Origin of the sequence: Endozoicomonas elysicola, assembly GCF_000710775.1 — a bacterium.
Taxonomy (GTDB): domain Bacteria; phylum Pseudomonadota; class Gammaproteobacteria; order Pseudomonadales; family Endozoicomonadaceae; genus Endozoicomonas; species Endozoicomonas elysicola.
The window spans coordinates 1,518,721-1,536,154 of sequence record NZ_JOJP01000001.1; the positions used below are offsets into that span (position 1 = coordinate 1,518,721).

The 17,434-nt window shown below is 47.4% G+C and carries 16 protein-coding genes; 11 read left to right on the plus strand and 5 right to left on the minus strand.

Features of this window, described 5'->3' with window-relative positions:
* Window positions 1-88: 88 nt before the first annotated feature.
* Both tesB and trmH read right to left on the minus strand, forming a co-directional pair.
* Window positions 89-964, minus strand: a complete 876-nt coding sequence (gene tesB, locus GV64_RS06420) for an acyl-CoA thioesterase II (RefSeq protein WP_020580942.1) — start codon at window positions 962-964, stop codon at window positions 89-91.
* A 125-nt stretch (window positions 965-1,089) separates the two neighbouring features.
* Window positions 1,090-1,776, minus strand: coding sequence for a tRNA (guanosine(18)-2'-O)-methyltransferase TrmH (gene trmH, locus GV64_RS06425; protein WP_020580941.1), 687 nt, complete (start codon window positions 1,774-1,776; stop codon window positions 1,090-1,092).
* A gap of 111 nt (window positions 1,777-1,887) precedes the next feature.
* Here trmH and GV64_RS06430 point away from each other — a divergent pair, with 111 nt between their 5' ends.
* Complete coding sequence (locus GV64_RS06430) at window positions 1,888-3,108, plus strand: bifunctional DedA family/phosphatase PAP2 family protein (RefSeq protein WP_020580940.1); 1,221 nt, start codon at window positions 1,888-1,890, stop codon at window positions 3,106-3,108.
* Here the strand turns inward: GV64_RS06430 and GV64_RS06435 are convergent.
* Together GV64_RS06435 and GV64_RS06440 are read right to left on the minus strand one after the other, a co-directional pair.
* The gene (locus GV64_RS06435; RefSeq protein ID WP_020580939.1) at window positions 3,093-3,830 is read right to left on the minus strand and encodes an FAD-binding oxidoreductase; all 738 of its coding nucleotides are present in this window, start codon (window positions 3,828-3,830) and stop codon (window positions 3,093-3,095) included. The two genes, GV64_RS06430 and GV64_RS06435, sit on opposite strands and share 16 nt — an antisense overlap.
* A gap of 38 nt (window positions 3,831-3,868) precedes the next feature.
* Window positions 3,869-4,756, minus strand: a complete 888-nt coding sequence (locus tag GV64_RS06440) for an SDR family oxidoreductase (protein ID WP_020580938.1) — start codon at window positions 4,754-4,756, stop codon at window positions 3,869-3,871.
* Window positions 4,757-5,152: 396 nt separating this feature from the next.
* On the opposite strand from GV64_RS06440, the gene GV64_RS06445 reads away from it, so the two are divergent.
* The 8 genes from GV64_RS06445 (at window position 5,153) to GV64_RS26185 (ending at window position 14,861) form a co-directional block, all read left to right on the plus strand.
* A complete protein-coding gene (locus GV64_RS06445; RefSeq protein WP_020580937.1) occupies window positions 5,153-6,718 on the plus strand; it encodes an ATP-binding response regulator in 1,566 nt (521 codons plus the stop codon).
* A 76-nt stretch (window positions 6,719-6,794) separates the two neighbouring features.
* The gene (locus GV64_RS06450) at window positions 6,795-8,033 is read left to right on the plus strand and encodes a glutamate-5-semialdehyde dehydrogenase (RefSeq protein WP_020580936.1); all 1,239 of its coding nucleotides are present in this window, start codon (window positions 6,795-6,797) and stop codon (window positions 8,031-8,033) included.
* A 325-nt stretch (window positions 8,034-8,358) separates the two neighbouring features.
* Window positions 8,359-8,706 carry a ribosome silencing factor gene (rsfS, locus tag GV64_RS06455; protein ID WP_026258027.1) on the plus strand — a complete coding sequence of 116 codons (348 nt, stop codon included), beginning with the start codon at window positions 8,359-8,361 and terminating at the stop codon, window positions 8,704-8,706.
* Entirely contained in the window at window positions 8,706-9,173 is a 468-nt protein-coding gene (gene rlmH, locus GV64_RS06460) for a 23S rRNA (pseudouridine(1915)-N(3))-methyltransferase RlmH (protein ID WP_020580934.1), read from the plus strand. The genes rsfS and rlmH overlap by 1 nt, the downstream gene beginning before the upstream one ends.
* 397 nt (window positions 9,174-9,570) lie before the next feature.
* Complete coding sequence (gene mrdA / locus GV64_RS06465; RefSeq protein ID WP_020580933.1) at window positions 9,571-11,436, plus strand: penicillin-binding protein 2; 1,866 nt, start codon at window positions 9,571-9,573, stop codon at window positions 11,434-11,436.
* Window positions 11,436-12,581: a rod shape-determining protein RodA gene (gene rodA / locus GV64_RS06470; RefSeq protein ID WP_020580932.1), complete on the plus strand. Its 1,146-nt coding sequence runs from the start codon at window positions 11,436-11,438 to the stop codon at window positions 12,579-12,581. Before mrdA ends, rodA begins: the two co-directional genes overlap by 1 nt.
* A gap of 199 nt (window positions 12,582-12,780) precedes the next feature.
* On the plus strand, window positions 12,781-13,851 hold the full coding sequence (gene mltB / locus GV64_RS06475; RefSeq protein ID WP_020580931.1) for a lytic murein transglycosylase B: 1,071 nt from the start codon (window positions 12,781-12,783) through the stop codon (window positions 13,849-13,851).
* A 131-nt stretch (window positions 13,852-13,982) separates the two neighbouring features.
* Complete coding sequence (locus GV64_RS26185; protein WP_157236897.1) at window positions 13,983-14,861, plus strand: septal ring lytic transglycosylase RlpA family protein; 879 nt, start codon at window positions 13,983-13,985, stop codon at window positions 14,859-14,861.
* A 38-nt stretch (window positions 14,862-14,899) separates the two neighbouring features.
* Here GV64_RS26185 and GV64_RS06485 read toward each other — a convergent pair whose 3' ends face one another.
* A complete protein-coding gene (locus GV64_RS06485; protein WP_152553942.1) occupies window positions 14,900-15,307 on the minus strand; it encodes a hypothetical protein in 408 nt (135 codons plus the stop codon).
* A gap of 270 nt (window positions 15,308-15,577) precedes the next feature.
* On the opposite strand from GV64_RS06485, the gene GV64_RS06490 reads away from it, so the two are divergent.
* Complete coding sequence (locus GV64_RS06490; RefSeq protein WP_026258026.1) at window positions 15,578-16,057, plus strand: GNAT family N-acetyltransferase; 480 nt, start codon at window positions 15,578-15,580, stop codon at window positions 16,055-16,057.
* A 127-nt stretch (window positions 16,058-16,184) separates the two neighbouring features.
* Window positions 16,185-17,378: a D-alanyl-D-alanine carboxypeptidase family protein gene (locus tag GV64_RS06495; RefSeq protein ID WP_152553943.1), complete on the plus strand. Its 1,194-nt coding sequence runs from the start codon at window positions 16,185-16,187 to the stop codon at window positions 17,376-17,378.
* The last annotated feature ends 56 nt before the right edge of the window (window positions 17,379-17,434 follow it).

Genomic DNA, 17,434 nt, shown 5'->3' on the forward strand with positions numbered 1-17,434 from the left:
CACCAGTCAGCAAGGGCAGGGGCTGATTGGTGGTAAAGTTTCAATAGCGAACATTTAAAAGTGTATGAATGGTTGGCCAATTGTGCCTTTAGACCTTGGTCTGAGGCTTGATTGGTCTCACAAGCCCCTCCTGTATTGTCGATGCCACCAGCTCTCCGGCCTGATTGAATACCTGGCCTCTTACCAGGGCTCTGGCACCGCTGGCTGTGGTACTTTCGACACAGTGGAGTAGCCACTCATCCATTCTGAATGGGCGGTGGAACCACATGGCATGGTCCAGGCTGGCAATCTGTATGGGTTTCTGGAAGCTAGCTGCTCCATGGGGGTACAGGCATGATGATAGAAACTGGAAATCGGAGGCGTAGGCCAGCAGGTATTTATGCAGCCCCGGATTATCGGGCAGTTTTCCGTTGGTTCTTATCCATATCTTATGATTTGGAGCCCTGGTCTTTTCCGCCAGAGGATCAACAGGATCTGCAAAGCGAATTTCAATAGGGGTATCGCTGAGCAGCCGCTTCTGCAACGGTTTGGGGATTAAGTCACTATGCCTTTGAATCAGGGCTTTTTCACTCAGCGCTTCATTCGGAGGTATTACGTTTGGCATAAGGTCCTGATGTTCAAAGCCACTTTCGTTTACCTGAAAGGATGCGGAAAGGTTGAAGATGGGACGACCATTTTGCACAGCCACTACCCGACGGGTATTGAAGCTTCTGCCATCCCGGATGCAGTCAACGGTATAAACAATCGGTTTGCTGCTATCGCCTTCACGAAGGAAATAGCTATGGAAGGAATGAATATGACGCGCAGGCTCTACCGTTTGTCTAGCAGCTGACAGAGCCTGTCCCAATACCTGACCACCGAAGACCCGTCCCCAGCCAAGATCCTGACTCTGTCCCCGGAATATATTATTCTCAATAGGCTCCAGTTTTAGTAAGTTAATCAGTTCTTCCAGTACTTCATTCATCCTGTAACTCCCTGATAGCATGCCGATGTTTTGGCTGCTGATTATGGCTCTTTTGAAAAATGAGTGCCTTGAGCATATCTGCTAACAGCAGTTTATAACCATAACAAAAAATGTATTGCTTAAATTTACGGATTTGGCTGACAAACCTGACTATACCATTGTGAAGGATCAACCAATTGCCCACTGTCGTCAATTTCAGGGTAATCCAGGTTTCGTTCATCACAATATCGGGTTAACTCAGGATAACCCCAGCGGAACAGGGTCTTTCGATAGACATCATCATTGAGCCGACGGTTATCATAAAAACCTGTTACAGCTCTCTGGCGCTGAGCTTCTACCAGAATAATCGCAGCAGCGACAGAAACATTGAATGACGCTACCTGTCCCACCATGGGAATGACCATATGCTCATCCGCCAGTTCTGCAGCTTCCGGGCTGATGCCATCTTTTTCGGCGCCAAGAATGATGGCACAGGGCTGAGTGAAATCGATTTCATAAAAAGGAATGCTTTTGGCAGAGAAGTGCGCGGCAAACAGTTTGAAGCCCCTGTTTTGCAGATGAGATGCACTATCTTCTATGGAGCTATGGTCATGTATTTCGACCCAGCGGTGGCTTCCCATGGATCGCCTTCGGTATTGCCTGTGGCCTCTTTTAGGTTGGGTCATATGAAGTTCGTGAATACCAATGGCATCACAGGTTCTGATGATTGCCGAAAGATTATGGGTTTTATGAACCTGGTCAGTCAGAACAGTAAGATCGGGCTGTCTTCGGTCAAGCACCTTACAAAATTTCTGATAACGTTCCGGTGTCATGGTTATTTCCGGTACTCTATTTAGATTTAGAATGACGTTTCAGTCTAACTACTGATAGTACAACTGTACAAATTGGTTAATGATTCTTTGGCCTCCGGGGCGTAGCAAGTCATGGATAACGCTTACTTTGATGCCATTCATTTATGGTTGCAGCAAAATACCGACTGGGTTGGGCCTGTTATTGCAATGGTCGCCTGCCTGGAATCTCTGGTTGTTGTGGGCATTGTTCTGCCTGGTGTTGCCATGCTGTTTGCATTGGCTGCTATTGCCGGGGCTGCTTCCATCCCTGTTTATCCAATTCTTTTATGGGCTTTCCTGGGTGCCATTGTTGGTGATGGTGTCAGTTATTTACTTGGGTATTATTACCATGAGCGGGTTCGAAGCTGGTGGCCATTTAACAGGCATCCTCAATGGCTGGAAAGTGGTGAGGGGTTCTTCCAGAAATATGGTGCTTTAAGTGTTGTCATCGGGCGTTTTGTTGGACCTGTCCGGCCAGTTATTCCTGCTGTGGCGGGTATGATGGGCATGCTCCCCCAGTACTTTTTTACTGTTAACTTTCTTTCTGCCATTGCGTGGTCTCCTGTTTACCTGTTGCCTGGTTACCTGACAGGAGCGGCACTTCAGTGGCACGACAAAGTACCCGATCAGTTATTGCTTGTGCTGTTAGCCATCATCTGTATTGCCATCATGTTTCCTCCATTGCTGATTAGTATGCATCGCCGCTTCAAACCCTGGTTTATCTGGTACCCTGTGATTTCGTTGGCCCTCTTGGTCTTGTTTATTCTTGCCAATACCGTTGGCTTTCTGGAAAGTGTTAATCAGCGTGTCTATGAGTGGTTGATGCCAGTTCAACTGCCCTGGTTGCAAAATGTGATGCACTGGGTGACCCAAATTGGCAGCATTCCTGTGTTGAGTATTCTTTTCGCTGGCGGCTTATTCTGGCTATACCGTTCTAAAAGATTTGGTAGTCTGCTCTGTCTATTATGTGGCGGGATATCAATGGCCTGCTCTGTCTGGCTTATCAAGTGGCTGGCAGAAAATGACCGACCTGTGATGATGTCCGGGCTTGATCCTTATGCCTTTCCTTCCGGGCATACAACGGCTACCGCATTTGTGCTTTTTTCGTTTGCTGCCATGTTAGGAGAACGCCGCCCATTTCAGGTTCAGTGGTTATGGTCAAGTGTGGCTTTTGGCCTGGTTATGATTGAAGCTTTTTCCCGGTTGGTTATCCAGGTTCACTGGTTTGGCGATGTGTTGATGGGGCTGGGGCTAGGGTTATTCTGGGCTCTGATCGTCATCTGTACTGAGAAGCGGAATCAGTGCCCGGAGTAAACATATTTCTCCCGTTTGATTTGCCGAGGGGGAAATCCCATATCCCTGAGAAGAGCAACGCAATCATCAATCATGCCGGGGTTACCACAGAGGTAAACAATATCTTTCTCAGGGTTCAGATTCAGGGTGTCAAACTGCCCTTGCACATGGCCAGCGTACTCATTCTGCTTTGGGTGCAAACTGGGCTCACGGCTCAAACAGGTGCGGTATTTTATGTTTGAATGCGGGGCAAAGTCCTCTGTGTAAATGCTTTCCTGACGGTGCCTGAAACCCATTAGTACTGTGATAGGGACTCCTTTGTCTGTCAGTGTTTTCAATTGTGGAATCATGCTTCGATAAGGCGCAATACCCGTACCGGTTCCAGCCAGAATCAGCTGTCCGGGAAACGTTTCCGGAAGAGTCAATGCTCCAAAGGGCCCTGCAATATCAATCTTGATTCCGGGTTTGGTTTTTTGGAAAAATTCAGAGGCAACTCCCCCATTGACAAAGCTGAGCGCAACTTCTAATCGGCCGGTTGTTCTGAAGTCTTCAGGAGCGTTAGCAATGCTGTAGCTTCGCTTATAAAGAGTACCGTCTATTTCAATATGTAACTGTACAAATTGCCCGGCAATAAAATTGAAGCTCTCTCTTGATTCCCGATCTAACTCAAAACTCAGCTGCAGCGTGTTGGTACTGAGTTGCTCTGTTTTGCTTAGTGTTGCAGATACGAGAGAGCCAGGCATCAATAATTATCCCCATGAAATGATTTCAGAACCTAATTCTAGCTGGTAGGACTTTTTTCATAATAACTTCTGATCATTCTGGAAAGGCTTCCTCTCCATGGTTTGTTGTGAACGCCAAAAGTACTTAATATTTTTCGACAAGTCAGCGTTGCATTAGCCGGTGCTTGAATGCCATCGCGTTCATTCAATTTGTCCATTCTCAATTTCCGTATTTTCAGAGACTGATATTGCGATGCCTCAGAAATAACCGTCTCGGCAAACCGGTTTTCAGAGATGGGTTCTGCTCCGGCATAGTGATATGTACCCCATGGCTCTGCACCACAACCCAGCTGTTGAATAATCGCGACAATCACTCTGGCTGCATCTTCACTGGGGGTAGGACATCCCTGCTGATCGGACACGACAGCAACCTCTTGTTCTTTGCTGATTTGATCCAGAAGATACTTTAAAAGATTGGTGCGTTTGTAGCTGATGACCCATGAGAGACGAAGGATTATGTGCCTTGGGCAGCGCTCACTGATTTGTTGTTCAGCTTGCCACCGGCTGGTGGCCAGAACGCCAGAAGGGTTGGGGATATCCTTCTCGCTATAGGCCTCTTTTTTGATCCCATCAAAAACGCGATAGGTTGAAATATAAACCAGAGTAGCATTCTGTCGGTTGCAACAGTCAGCCAGTGTAGCCATAGCATCCCGGTTTATCCGAAAGCATTTGGATGGCTCATTTTCTGCCTTAACCGGATCGTTATAACCTGCACAGTTGATCACAATATCTGGCTGGTACTTTTTCAGGCTGGAGTCAATGGATTCAGGGTGCTCCAGATTTAACTCGTCCCTTCCCGGGGCAATACAACTAATCAGCTTCTCTTGTAATAACTGTTGAACTTCCTGACCGATGAGTCCGGTACCACCAACCAATAGTATTTTCATAAGCAATAGATCGTCATGAGTTAATGACCGGGCTAGTAGGTCAATACACGAAATGACTCTATTGAAACATGAATAAGGCAGATCTGGGAAAGAATTCTCTTTTTTGAAACCGTTAACCAGAAAGACAGATGGCAGTAAGGGCTCTGATAAAAGCCGAGGTTATAGTAAGATAAGCCACTTATTTCCGTCTATTTTTACATTGGCTGTATTTTTATCTCCACAGTCGTAAGTAACATTTTTCGATAATTGCCATGAACTGTAAGTGAAAATGCGCCGTTTTCCTGGGGGGATAGGTTAGTGGCTCAATGAAACCTGAATCTGAGCAAGATTGTTTCAGTGAGGCGTTTTCACCCAAAGGCACTTGAATGAACCTTCTGAAATCAGGGTCTGCTGACGATGTATCTGGCTGAAGCTCCTATAGAGCAGCATGAAGAAGAGCGAATTCTTCTTGTGGATGACAACCCGACGAACTTGCAGGTATTGCTTCAAACCCTTAGTGGCAGGGGCTATAAGCTTCTTATTGCCAAAAATGGTGAGAGCGCTCTGAGAATTGCCGCCAAAGCGAAACCAGCTTTGGTCTTGCTCGATATTATGATGCCCGGCATGGATGGCTATGAGGTTTGCCGCCGCTTAAAAGAAAGTTCAGAAACCCGAAATATCACGGTGATTTTTTTATCGGCTCTGGATGATACCAAAGATAAGGTCAGAGGATTGGAAACGGGAGCCGTAGATTTTATTTCCAAGCCTTTTCAGGCCGAGGAGGTGATTGCCCGTGTTCAGACCCAGCTGAAAATTCATAAGCTTGAACAAGCCCTCTCTGCCAGGAATCGCCAGCTGGAAGCAGATAAAGCTCGTATTCTGGAAAGCATGAATGAAGGGATATTTGGTCTCGATCGTCTTGGACAGATTACTTTTGCTAACCCAGCTTCTTCTGCCATGACGGGATGGTCCATTGAGCAATTGACGGGGCAAAACCTGATTCAGGTGATGCAGGGGGGGGAGAGCGAAGTCTCTAATTTAACAGGGCCTCTGGCACCTATTGAGGTTTCTCTGAATAAAGGCGTTAGCAAAACTGTTGAAAATGCCACTTTCCTGCACAGTGATGGCTCACCTTTTCCGGTTGATTATTCCTGCACACCTATCATGGAAAACAGCTCTCCCAGTGGGGCGGTTGTTGTTTTCAGGGATATCTCTGAGAAAAAGAGGCAGCAGGAAGCACTGCAAAAAGCATTGGATGAGCTGGAAAGTCAGAAAGAGCAGCTGACTCATGTTTCCCGTTTGAGCACCATGGGTGAGATGGCAGCTGGCTTTGCACATGAGGTGAATCAGCCGCTTACTGCCATTTCCAATTACGCTCAGGTGGCCAGAAGAATGTTGGCCAGGCTGGAGTTGGAAGATGACCTTGGGCTTTCTGAGGCAATGGAAAAAATTAATACCCAAGCCCGGCGGGCAGGTGAAATCATTGCTCGCATCCGTTCGTTTGTTAAAAAACCGGATCATGTCCTGGGGAGTGTTGATCCGAATCGCCTGATTCAGGACACCTACAAACTGGCCGAAGTGGATGCCCGTAATAATCACATGGAAATTCACCTTGAGCAGGAAGATGGGCTACCCAATGTCAAAGTTGACCCTGTGCAGATCCAGCAGGTAGCACTTAACCTGATCCGTAATGGTATGGAGGCTATGCGGGATATGGATACCCGGAGTATAGGAGTCTATGTCCGTACTGAACGTCAGGATGATAACTTTGTAAAAGTATCTGTCATTGACCGTGGCCATGGCCTGGCAGACGATGCTGAAGAAAAACTCTTTACTCCATTTTATACGACCAAGGCTGACGGTATGGGAATTGGGCTGACAGTATGTCACTCCATTATTCAGTCTCATGGTGGGCGGCTGACATTTCAGCGTCATCCGGAAGGTGGAACCATTTTTGAATTTACCATGCCGATTGCTGATTGATACTATGAGGCATAATTGATGGTCGTGATTGATATTGTCGGGAGAGGAAAAATTGGCTGATCAAGTGACGGAGTACATGCATGGACTGGGGCAAAGAGCCCGGCAGGCCAGTCAGGAGATGGCTGTTGCTGATACTGCGATTAAAAACAGGGCGCTTCTTGCTATCGCGGATGCGCTTGAGACGGATCGTTCACAGCTGAAATTTGTGAATACTCGTGATCTGGATGCAGGGCGCGAGCGTGGGCTTGATGCTGCCATGCTGGACCGCCTGGAACTCACTGATGACAGAATTGATGCCATGATTGAGGGGTTGCGTCAGGTAGCGGCCTTGCCAGACCCTATCGGTACTATTGATGATATGAAGTACGTGCCCAATGGTGTTCAGGTGGGAAAAATGCGTGTTCCGCTGGGCGTTATTGGCATCATCTATGAGTCTCGGCCGAATGTCACCGTCGAAGCAGCCAGTCTTTGCCTTAAGTCTGGTAATGCTGTAATTCTTCGTGGAGGCAGTGAGTCAATTCACTCAAACCAGGCCATTGCCCGTTGTATTCAGCAGGGACTTGCTCAGGCAGAGCTTCCTGAAGATGCGGTTCAGGTTGTCGAAACAGTTGATCGTGCTGCCGTAGGTGTGTTGATCACGATGCCTGAGTATGTGGATGTTATTGTGCCTCGGGGCGGTAAAGGGTTGATTGAACGAATCAGCGCTGAAGCCCGTGTGCCGGTGATCAAGCACCTGGATGGTATCTGTCATGTTTACCTTGATGACCGGGCGGATCATGCCAAGGCGGTTCGGATCGCCATAAATGCCAAAACTCACCGTTATGGTGTGTGTAATGCTATGGAAACATTGCTGGTTCATCAGAATGTTGCTCAACCACTGCTTCGTGAACTGTCAGGGCTTTACTCCCAGAAAGGCGTTGAGCTGCGAGGCTGCCCTGTGACCTGTGAAATTCTGCCAAATGCAGTAGCTGCGACGGAAGATGACTGGTCTGCTGAGTATCTTGGACCCGTACTGGCCATTAAAGTAGTACTTGATATGGATGAAGCGATTGCTCATATCAATCGCTATGGTTCTCATCATACGGATGCGATTGTTACTGAGGACTTTACCAGAGCACGCCGTTTTCTGCGTGAGGTGGATTCCAGCTCGGTTATGGTTAATGCATCAACCCGCTTTGCTGATGGCTTTGAATACGGGCTGGGTGCAGAAATTGGCATTTCTACAGACAAGATTCATGCACGAGGCCCGGTTGGCTTGGAAGGGCTGACCTCCCAGAAGTATGTAGTGCTTGGCGATGGCCATATTCGCCAGTAAGACAGAGTTACTTTTTACCTGCCATCGTTGGAAGGTGACAATGGTATAAACTATATCCTGAGTATATGAGGTGCGGTTGGCATGAAGCGGAGAAGTCCCAATCCGGCAAAGTGAAAACGCAGGTTTGGTGCTTCATGAGCTGGCTGTGCATCTCTGAAAGAGAGGTATAAACGGGTATGATGGGTGGTTAATTACACTCTGGTAGTGGATTTCCGCCTCTGGCACTCACTGGGCGTTGACATCTAGTATCAATGCTGAGAGCCTGCCCGGTTTAAATGGTCTGGATTCTGTCCAGGTCGTCAATAAGAGGTTGATTTTGCAGTCTATGCATTCTGATGAATTAAAGCAGCTTGTTGTAGAAGCTATTGAAGAAGTAAAAGGTAATGATATCACCTGCCTGAACGTTGCAGGTCAGACCAGTGTGACCGATTTCATGGTGATTGCCTGCGGTACTTCCAACCGTCATGTCAAGTCGCTGGCAGATAATATCATTGATCAGTGCAAGAAAAATGGTGTGCGTCCTCTGGGTGTTGAGGGTCAGGACAAATCTGAGTGGGTTCTGGTTGATCTCGGCGATGTTGTTGTACACCTGATGCTCCCTGCTACCCGACAGTTCTACGATCTTGAGAGGCTTTGGGATAACTCAGATCTGGTTGCCGTTGAGCCATCCTGATGCGAGTCCGGCTGATATCCGTTGGCTCAAAAATGCCTGGCTGGGTTGAAGAAGGTTACAGAGAATACAGTCGTCGTCTGGGTGCGGATGTCAAACTGGATCTGGTTGAAATAGCCCTTGGTCGACGGAGTAAAGGTGCTGATATCAACCGTCTTCAGGAGAAAGAAGCTGGCCAGATGTTAGCAGCAGTGGGCTCTGGAGACCTGGTGGTCACCATGGAAATCAAGGGTAAGCCCTGGAGTACTGAAACGCTGGCAGAAAATATGGGAGACTGGCTTCACAGTGGTCGGAATGTCAGCTTGCTGGTTGGCGGTCCGGAAGGTTTGCATGCTTCTTGCCTTGCCAAGGCTGACCTGCGCTGGTCTCTATCCCCGCTAACACTTCCTCATCCTCTAGTAAGAGTGGTTGTTGCTGAGCAGGTTTATAGAGCCTGGAGTATTCTTCACAACCATCCATATCATAAGTAAAACGGATGTAACCGTGATTGACGAAGTACTTTCACTCAAGTAAAAGTGAAGGGCGCGCTAGTGCTTTTATATTAAATGCAGTGGTTTCCTCCAGAGAAGCACTGCATTTTTTTACGTTTAATCATTAGGGCCTGTTGACGTTTCCTTGTGTGCTCAGCGCATCAGGGCGCCCCTCGGGGCGGGACGCGCAGTCTGGCTCGGAAAAGCGCCATCTGCTTTGTCAGACTTGCTTGATGTAGAATATACGCAATGCACAAGCCTTTCGTGCATATGACGTTTTTTTGAGCCACTGAGCTTTTCAACGAAACGTAACAGGTCCGATACATTAAAGGTTAATGTATCGGTTGGTGCATTGAGAACTGTTTTTTGACCATACGACTGATGACTGAGATATAACATGCCGCAGGATACCTTAAAGGACCATGGGGCAGAAAAAAGACTGGTAAATATCCGGATTTGGGTTGCCATTGGCTTTATGACACTCCTTGGCGTGGGACTGATTTCCCGCCTTTTCTATCTTCAGGTTGTTCGTTACAACGAGCTGTCGACCCAATCGGATGACAACAGAGTTCTGGTTCAGCCAATACCTCCTACCCGTGGGCTTATTTACGATACGAATGGAAAGCTTCTTGCCGTTAACAAGCCCAGCCATATTTTATCGATTGTTCGAGAGCAGACAAAAGACCTTGATGGTTTGCTGGAAAGTATTGGAACGCTTCTGCCTTTAACAGAAGGCGAATTGCAGCGTTTTCATCAACGGGTTAAGCGACGCCGACCTTTTGAAGCAGTCCCTCTGAAATTTGACCTTACCTCAGAAGAAATTGCCCAGGTTTCGGTGAATCTTTTTCGGTTTCCGGGTGTAGATATCAATGCTGAACTGATTCGTAAGTATCCCGAAGGTGAAATTTTTGCCCATAGCATCGGTTACGTGGGCAGGATCAATGATCAGGATTTGCGCCGTCTTGATCCTGCGCTTTACTCCGGCACTCATACCACTGGAAAGATTGGTGTAGAGCGCTCTTATGAATCGGTATTGCTGGGAAAACCCGGTCACCAGGAAGTGGAAACTAATGCTCGTGGCCGTGTATTACGGGTGCTGAAGAAGGTCAGTCCTGAAGCAGGGCTGGATGTGAATCTTTATCTGGATACCGAGCTACAGAAGGTTGCTATTGAAGCGATAAATGGGCGCAGGGGTGCCCTGGTTGCGATGGATCCGAAGACCGGTGGTGTATTGGCGATGGCCAGTAACCCTTCATTTGATCCAAACCTCTTTGTAACGGGCATTGATAGTAAAACATTCAATGCGCTGAACACGGATATTGAAAGGCCGCTCTACAATCGTGCATCTTTGGGCGAGTACCCCCCGGCTTCTACAGTGAAGCCCGTTATGGGGCTGGCGTTGTTAGCCAATGATGTGGTGAAACCGGAAGATAAAATTTTTGATAAGGGATGGTTTCAGTTGCAGGGGAGTGACCACCGTTTTCGGAACTGGAAACGTTCTGGTCATGGCTGGGTCGACTTACCTCGGGCGATAACAGTATCGAACGATACTTATTTTTATATTCAGGCTGGCAAGCTGGGGATTGATAATCTCTATGACTTCGCTGGCCAGTTTGGCTTTGGCCATCGAACCGGTATTGATATACGGGAAGAACGTCCCGGACTTTTGCCTTCCAGAGAGTGGAAGCGGGGAGCGTACGGCCAGCCCTGGTATCCAGGTGAGACGGTAATTGCCATCATTGGCCAGGGCTATATGTTGGCTACTCCGTTACAGCTGGTGGAGTCAACTGCACTCATTGCAAACCGTGGCAGGTATGTCCAGCCTCGACTGGTGAAGGAAGATATTCCTGAAGTTCAGGGAGAGTTCTGGGGGAAAGATATAAAAATTGGCCGTACCCCTGAGGCTGATGCTAAAAACTGGGAGCTTATTATCAATGCCATGGAAGATGTTATTCATTCGCCCAGAGGTACAGCCAACTGGCGGATTGGGCGAGGACTTAAGTATCGTATGGCGGGGAAAACAGGGACAGCCCAGGTGGTCAGTATTGCTCAGGGAGAGGAGTACGATGCTGAAAAGTTGAAAGAGTTCGAGCGTGACCACAGTCTGTTTGTTGCGTTCGCTCCAGTAGAGGACCCGCAGATTGCTGTGGCGGTCATTCTTGAAAACAGCAACGGGGCTTCCAACGTGGCCAGGAAAGTCATGGACTCTTACCTGTTGCCACGGTTAACTGCCGAAAGCAGTCGAGCGAAAGGAGAGAAATAATGGCTAACCAGGATTTTGTTCGCCAGATTGACCTCCATGGGTTCGGGCGTGGTCCGGGCCTCTCAATGCGCTGGCATATAGATTTTGTGCTTCTCGGGTTTCTACTTCTACTTTGTGGTGCGGGACTTTTTATCCTTTATAGTGCGACTGGCCGGGATATGTCTGTCGTGATTCGACAGGCGACTTACCTGGGAATCAGTCTTTTTGGAATGCTTATTGTGGCCCAGATTCCACCGAGAATGCTGATGCAGTGGGCAAAGTGGTTTTATGTTGGAGGTGTACTGCTGCTGCTGGCAGTTCTGTTTATGGGGGTCCACTCTAAAGGTGCCCAGCGTTGGATACAGCTACCAGGGTTCCGCTTTCAGCCGTCAGAAGTCATCAAACTGATTATGCCCATTACCATGGCGGCTTTTCTGGCTAAGCGCCCGCTTCCCCCATCATTTAAGGACGTTATCTTTTCGCTGGTTATTATTGCTGTGCCTGTGGTGCTTATTGCTAAACAACCTGATCTTGGAACATCGATTCTGATTGGCTCTTCAGGTATGTTCGTTCTGCTGCTGGCTGGTTTGCGAAAACGCATAATTTTTTCTGCGCTTTGTCTTGCTGTACCTGCTATTTATGTGCTCTGGCAGTTCTTTATGTACGACTACCAGAAACGCAGAGTTCTGACATTTCTGAATCCGGAAAGTGACCCTTGGGGGGCGGGCTGGAATATTATTCAGTCTACCATAGCGATTGGTTCTGGTGGGCTTTATGGTAAAGGCTGGTTACAGGGGACTCAGTCTCACTTGGACTTTCTACCTGAGAGCCACACTGACTTTATAATCGCTGTTCTTGCAGAAGAGTTTGGTTTGATGGGGTGTCTGGTTCTGCTCGCTCTGTATACCCTGATTCTGGGGCGGGGGATTTTTATAACCCTGAATGCCCAGACACTGTTTGGCCGGCTATTAGCGGGTAGTATTACTCTGACATTCTTCGTGTATATCTTCGTTAATATCGGTATGGTCAGTGGGCTTTTACCTGTGGTGGGTGTTCCTCTGCCAATGGTCAGTCGTGGTGGAACATCTTTGCTGACATTGCTGGCTGGTTTTGGACTTTTGATGTCGATACATACGCATCGCTCTTTTTTGGGAGTTTCCCGCTAGCACTCTGCTTTCATGCCTTGTTCATATGTTAAAACGGTTACTTGTATATGTGTCAGGCAGAAAGTAGATCTTTACCTTTTCATCATAGAATTCTAAACCACTGTCGATTAATGTAGAGATAGGGTTAGTCGAGTATTGTTACAGCTATTAAAGCTGTGGGAGAGCCCCGAGCTTGTTATTTTTGCAAAGGTACGGATACATGAAAAATTTTCCAGGGGTATTCCGTAATATCATTCGTAGCAGTCTGATTGCTGCTGTGGTGAGTGCGCCTGCCTCTTTCGCGGTGACTCAGGAGCAAAGTTCCAGTGATTATCTGGGTAGGCAGGACGTTGATATTTTCATAGATGAGCTTGTGGCGGAAAACCACTTTTCCCGCAAAGAGCTTGAACATATTCTGAGTAAGGCGGAACGTTCTGAACGGGCATTGGAGCTGATCAGTAGACCCGCAGAGGGAACTCTGGAGTGGAAAGACTACCGAAAAATCTTTATCACTCAGGAAAGAATTACGAAAGGTGTTGGCTTCTGGGAAGAAAATGCACAAACGCTGGCGAATGTTGAAAAAGAGCTGGGGGTTCCTGCCAATATTATTGTCGCCATTATTGGTGTAGAAACTTATTACGGCCGACAGACCGGTGGTTTTAAAGTGCTGGATGCACTGACCACTCTGGGCTTTGATTTTCCTCGAAGAGGTGCCTTCTTCCGAAAAGAACTTAAGAACTTTCTCATACTTGCCCGAGAGCAGAATCTGAATATTGATGACCTGACCGGGTCTTATGCTGGAGCTATGGGTATTCCACAGTTTATGCCTTCCAGCTACCGTGCCTATGCTGTTGATTATACTGGCGATCAGCAGGCCAATATTTGGCGAAGCGATGAGGATGCTATAGCCAGTGTTGCAAACTATCTGCAGAAACATGGCTGGAAATACGGTAATGGTGTCGCGGTTCAGGCTAAAGTTTCGGGTATTAAGCATGATCAGGTTGTGTCTTCCGGTTTGAAGCCGGATAAAAAGCTGAGCATTGTACAAAAGGCTGGTTGGGCTATCCCTAATAAAATGGTACCGCGATCTTCAAAAGTACTGGCCATGAGGCATGAGGGGAGTACCGGAGCAGAGTACTGGGTGGGACTTCATAATTTTTATGTAATTACCCGCTATAATCGTAGCCAGATGTATGCCCTTGCGGTTCATCAGTTAGCCAGAGAACTTAAGGAAAACTATAACCAGTCTCTGGCGTTACAAAAACAGGTGGCCAAAGACAAGCAGGGGTGATGAAGTCTCTTACTGCGCTTTGGTGATTTTTCAGGAGGCTCTCTGAAAAGAGGGCCTTAAAGTTGTGAATGTTGAAAGTTATGTTTGATCAACCAGGACGATCTGGTGCCTTTTTTCCAGGCTTTTCGTTAATGAATAAAAACATGGATAGTAATACCTCTATATTCAGGCTACTGACTACCGCAGTTGTGCTGTTGGCTCTGGTTGGGTGTAGTAGTTCAGCGGTTAAGGATGGCCCTCCATCCGAGTCAGTGGATGTTAGTGGTATTCCTGATGCAGTTCCTTCGCCAATACAGGTTCCCTTGAAAAATACACCGTATACCCTGGGTGGGGTTAGCTATCAGCCGATGGCATCGGCTAATGGTTATTCTGAAAATGGCCAGGCATCATGGTATGGCACCAAGTTTCATGGGAAGCAGACGGCCAATGGTGAAATCTATGATATGTTCAAGATGACCGCAGCCCATAAAACCTTACCATTACCATCCTATGTTAAAGTAACCAATGTTGAGAATGGACAATCGGTAGTGGTTCGGGTGAATGACCGTGGGCCTTTCCATGGTGATCGACTGATTGATCTCTCTTATGTAGCGGCCAAGAAGCTTGGGTTTGAGGATTCAGGGTTGGCAAATGTTGCTATAGAAGGTATTGACCCAGAGTCATTTTCTCGCTCACCTGCCCACGAGCGTGATGGTGATTTGCTCTATCTGCAGTTGGCCGCTCTTAAAAACTATCATAACGCCCAACTATTACGCCGGGATATTTTTTCCAGAGTAGGTGTTCAGGCGAAAGTTGTTAAGGGCGAAGAGGCTGAGCCTCTTTATCGAGTGAGAATTGGTCCGGTAGAAAGCCCTGATCACCTGGAAGAACTGTTAGAGGGTTTGAACGCTGCTGAGTTTACACCGCCCTACCTTGTTTATGAAAAGCCAGTTAATGAAAAGATCATTTCTGAAAAAAAAGTGATTGAGGTAGAGGCAGAGCAGTCAGAGCAGGTCGTTAAGACCCCATAAGGTGTGAGGCTTTATAGGATGGAGTTAGTTAATCTGTCCTATGCCCGATCAACCAGTATTTTCAGCATGCCTTTAATTTCCGCCAGCTCATCTTCCACGCGAGTCAGCCGGTCATCAACGCCCGTTAGCCGCCCTGACACGCTGATTAGCTTTCCCTCTACACTTGTCAGGCGGCCCTCAAAATCAGTCAAATGCTCATCTGTCTGAGCTTGCCACTGCTCCATACTGTTAATGCGTTGAATCAGTGCTTTCATCAACTCTTCAACATTGATCAGGCGCTCATTCATACCGCTGCTCTGACGGGTGAGCTCGAAAACTGTTTGCCGGATGGTAACGATATCTTCGCCGATTTCTGTCAGTTTGGCATTTTCTTTTGCTGCTGCCCGTGCTTTAGATTCATTAATGCCGAGCTCAATAAGACACTCGTACAAGTCTTCGTTTAACATTGTTTCACTCCCACTTTTCCACGTTTTTTGAATCATGGAATTATTTATTGCTGATATGATTGAACTGGTACTGCGGGTTCATAGTCGTGTATTCATAACGTAAAAATAGAGGGCGTTTTGAAACCTTGCCAAGATAATTTATTGTCCTCTTGAGGTCTTTATTTATAAGGGAGGTGGCGATGTTGAGGGAGTGTTGTTTTTCTTAGGTGTCAGGTTTTTCGGCGCTTTGAGGTACAATCGCTGTCATAGATTTCTTTGCTATTAATCCTCATGAAAATTATAAATTTGAAAGAGCTACCTTCTTGTATCGCAACAGTTGCTCAGTGGCACTATCAGGAATGGGGGGCTTTATATCCTGAGAGTGTCCTTAAAGACTTCCAGAGCGATCTGGAAGCATCGCTATTGACGGTTAGTATTCCCCAAACCTGGGTTCTGGAGGAGGGGCAATGCGCTTGGGGATCCGTCAGTATTCTCGAAAAAGATTTACCAGGTTATCAGGAGTTTTCACCATGGCTGGCTAATGTCTATGTTGAACCCTCGAAGAGAGGGCAAGGCTATGGTCAGCAGCTGGTAAAAGTGGCAATGGCGTTTGCACAGCAGCAGAACTTGTATCCGCTATTCCTGTATACTCCAGATCAGGTCAGTTTTTATGAAAAACTGGGGTGGCATACTTTTAAAGACGATACCCATCAGGGGAAAAAAATTTTTCTTATGAGTATGCAGTCTTGCTTAACACATACTCATATCTGACTTGACAGAATACATACTGTGCTAACATGCCCGCAGAATTGTTATTAGTCGTTGTAAGTCGCAGTTAACCTCTAAAGACTTGAACATTATAATGATGGAAATCCATATACTCAGAGCATTTACCTGCATGAGCAAAAGAATTTTATCTCCCCGCCGCTGGCTGGGGGCGTTGACCATGGCTGGTCTTGTTATCGCAGGCCAGGCCAGTGCTTTTGGACAGATTCCTTCTCCTCCGGAAGTTTCACTGAAGAGCTATATACTGATGGATGCCGCCAGTGGTGAAGTTCTGGCCTCCCAGAGTCCAGATGAACCAATGCATCCGGCCAGCCTTACAAAGATGATGACTGCCTATCTTGCTGAAATGGAGATGGCCGCAGGCAATATCAATCGTGATGACAAGGTACTGGTCAGCGAAAAAGCATGGAGTCTGGGTGGCTCTACCATGTTTATTGAGGTTGGGGAGCGGGTACCGGTCGAAGAGTTGTTGAAAGGGATCATTATTGTTTCCGGTAATGATGCCAGTGTCGCCATCTCTGAGCATATTGCCGGAAGCGAAGGTGCTTTTGCGCAGTTGATGACCAGTACTGCCCAGCGTCTGGGAATGAAAAATACCCTGTTCCAGAATGCTTCTGGCTGGCCTGGGGATAATCATTACTCCACAGCTCGTGATCTGGCCATTCTTGGTAAACATATTGTTCAGGACTATCCGGAATACTACGGCTGGTATGCTGAGAAATACTATCAATACGGTGTGGATAAGAAGACCGGTAAGCCATTACGCCGTCAGGCGAACCGTAACCGCTTGCTCTGGACCAATCCTTATGTGGATGGTTTGAAAACCGGGCATATTGAAGATACCGGATACCATCTGGCAGTGACCTCTGAGCGTGATGATCGTCGTCTGATTGCCGTACTGTTAGGCTCCAAAAGTGAGAAGCAGCGCGCTGACGATGCCCAAAAGCTGCTGACCTATGGTTTCCGTTTCTTTGAAAACGTCGACGTGAAGAAAGGTGGTGAGCCTCTACAAACCGTTAAAGTCTGGAAGGGCGATATCAGCGAGATTACGGCTGGTATCACAGAGGACCTGATTGTGACGGTGCCCAGGGGGACAGGTAAGAACCTGACGGCCACCCTGGCTATCGATCCAAAGCTTGAGGCTCCCATCGAGAAGGGGCAAACCATTGGTACTGTCAAAGTGATGCTGGAAGATGAAGTGGTCCGTGAAGTTCCGTTGGTTGCTCAGCAGGCGGTTGAACCGGGCGGCTTCTTTAAGCGAATCTGGGATAGTATTGTGTTGTTCTTTACCGGGCTGTTTGCATAACTCGACTGTTTTGCAGAGAAAGCGTACGGTTTAAAGGCGCTGCACTCCCAATGAAT

Excerpts from the sequence above, each read along its gene's own strand:
- tesB (WP_020580942.1), bottom strand. The coding sequence starts at position 964 with ATGAATGAAGTACTGGAAGAACTGATTAACTTACTAAAACTGGAGCCT.
- trmH (WP_020580941.1), bottom strand. The coding sequence starts at position 1,776 with ATGACACCGGAACGTTATCAGAAATTTTGTAAGGTGCTTGACCGAAGA.
- GV64_RS06430 (WP_020580940.1), top strand. The coding sequence starts at position 1,888 with ATGGATAACGCTTACTTTGATGCCATTCATTTATGGTTGCAGCAAAAT.
- GV64_RS06435 (WP_020580939.1), bottom strand. The coding sequence starts at position 3,830 with ATGCCTGGCTCTCTCGTATCTGCAACACTAAGCAAAACAGAGCAACTC.
- GV64_RS06440 (WP_020580938.1), bottom strand. The coding sequence starts at position 4,756 with ATGAAAATACTATTGGTTGGTGGTACCGGACTCATCGGTCAGGAAGTT.
- GV64_RS06445 (WP_020580937.1), top strand. The coding sequence starts at position 5,153 with ATGTATCTGGCTGAAGCTCCTATAGAGCAGCATGAAGAAGAGCGAATT.
- GV64_RS06450 (WP_020580936.1), top strand. The coding sequence starts at position 6,795 with ATGCATGGACTGGGGCAAAGAGCCCGGCAGGCCAGTCAGGAGATGGCT.
- rsfS (WP_026258027.1), top strand. The coding sequence starts at position 8,359 with ATGCATTCTGATGAATTAAAGCAGCTTGTTGTAGAAGCTATTGAAGAA.
- rlmH (WP_020580934.1), top strand. The coding sequence starts at position 8,706 with ATGCGAGTCCGGCTGATATCCGTTGGCTCAAAAATGCCTGGCTGGGTT.
- mrdA (WP_020580933.1), top strand. The coding sequence starts at position 9,571 with ATGCCGCAGGATACCTTAAAGGACCATGGGGCAGAAAAAAGACTGGTA.
- rodA (WP_020580932.1), top strand. The coding sequence starts at position 11,436 with ATGGCTAACCAGGATTTTGTTCGCCAGATTGACCTCCATGGGTTCGGG.
- mltB (WP_020580931.1), top strand. The coding sequence starts at position 12,781 with ATGAAAAATTTTCCAGGGGTATTCCGTAATATCATTCGTAGCAGTCTG.
- GV64_RS26185 (WP_157236897.1), top strand. The coding sequence starts at position 13,983 with ATGAATAAAAACATGGATAGTAATACCTCTATATTCAGGCTACTGACT.
- GV64_RS06485 (WP_152553942.1), bottom strand. The coding sequence starts at position 15,307 with ATGTTAAACGAAGACTTGTACGAGTGTCTTATTGAGCTCGGCATTAAT.
- GV64_RS06490 (WP_026258026.1), top strand. The coding sequence starts at position 15,578 with ATGAAAATTATAAATTTGAAAGAGCTACCTTCTTGTATCGCAACAGTT.
- GV64_RS06495 (WP_152553943.1), top strand. The coding sequence starts at position 16,185 with ATGAGCAAAAGAATTTTATCTCCCCGCCGCTGGCTGGGGGCGTTGACC.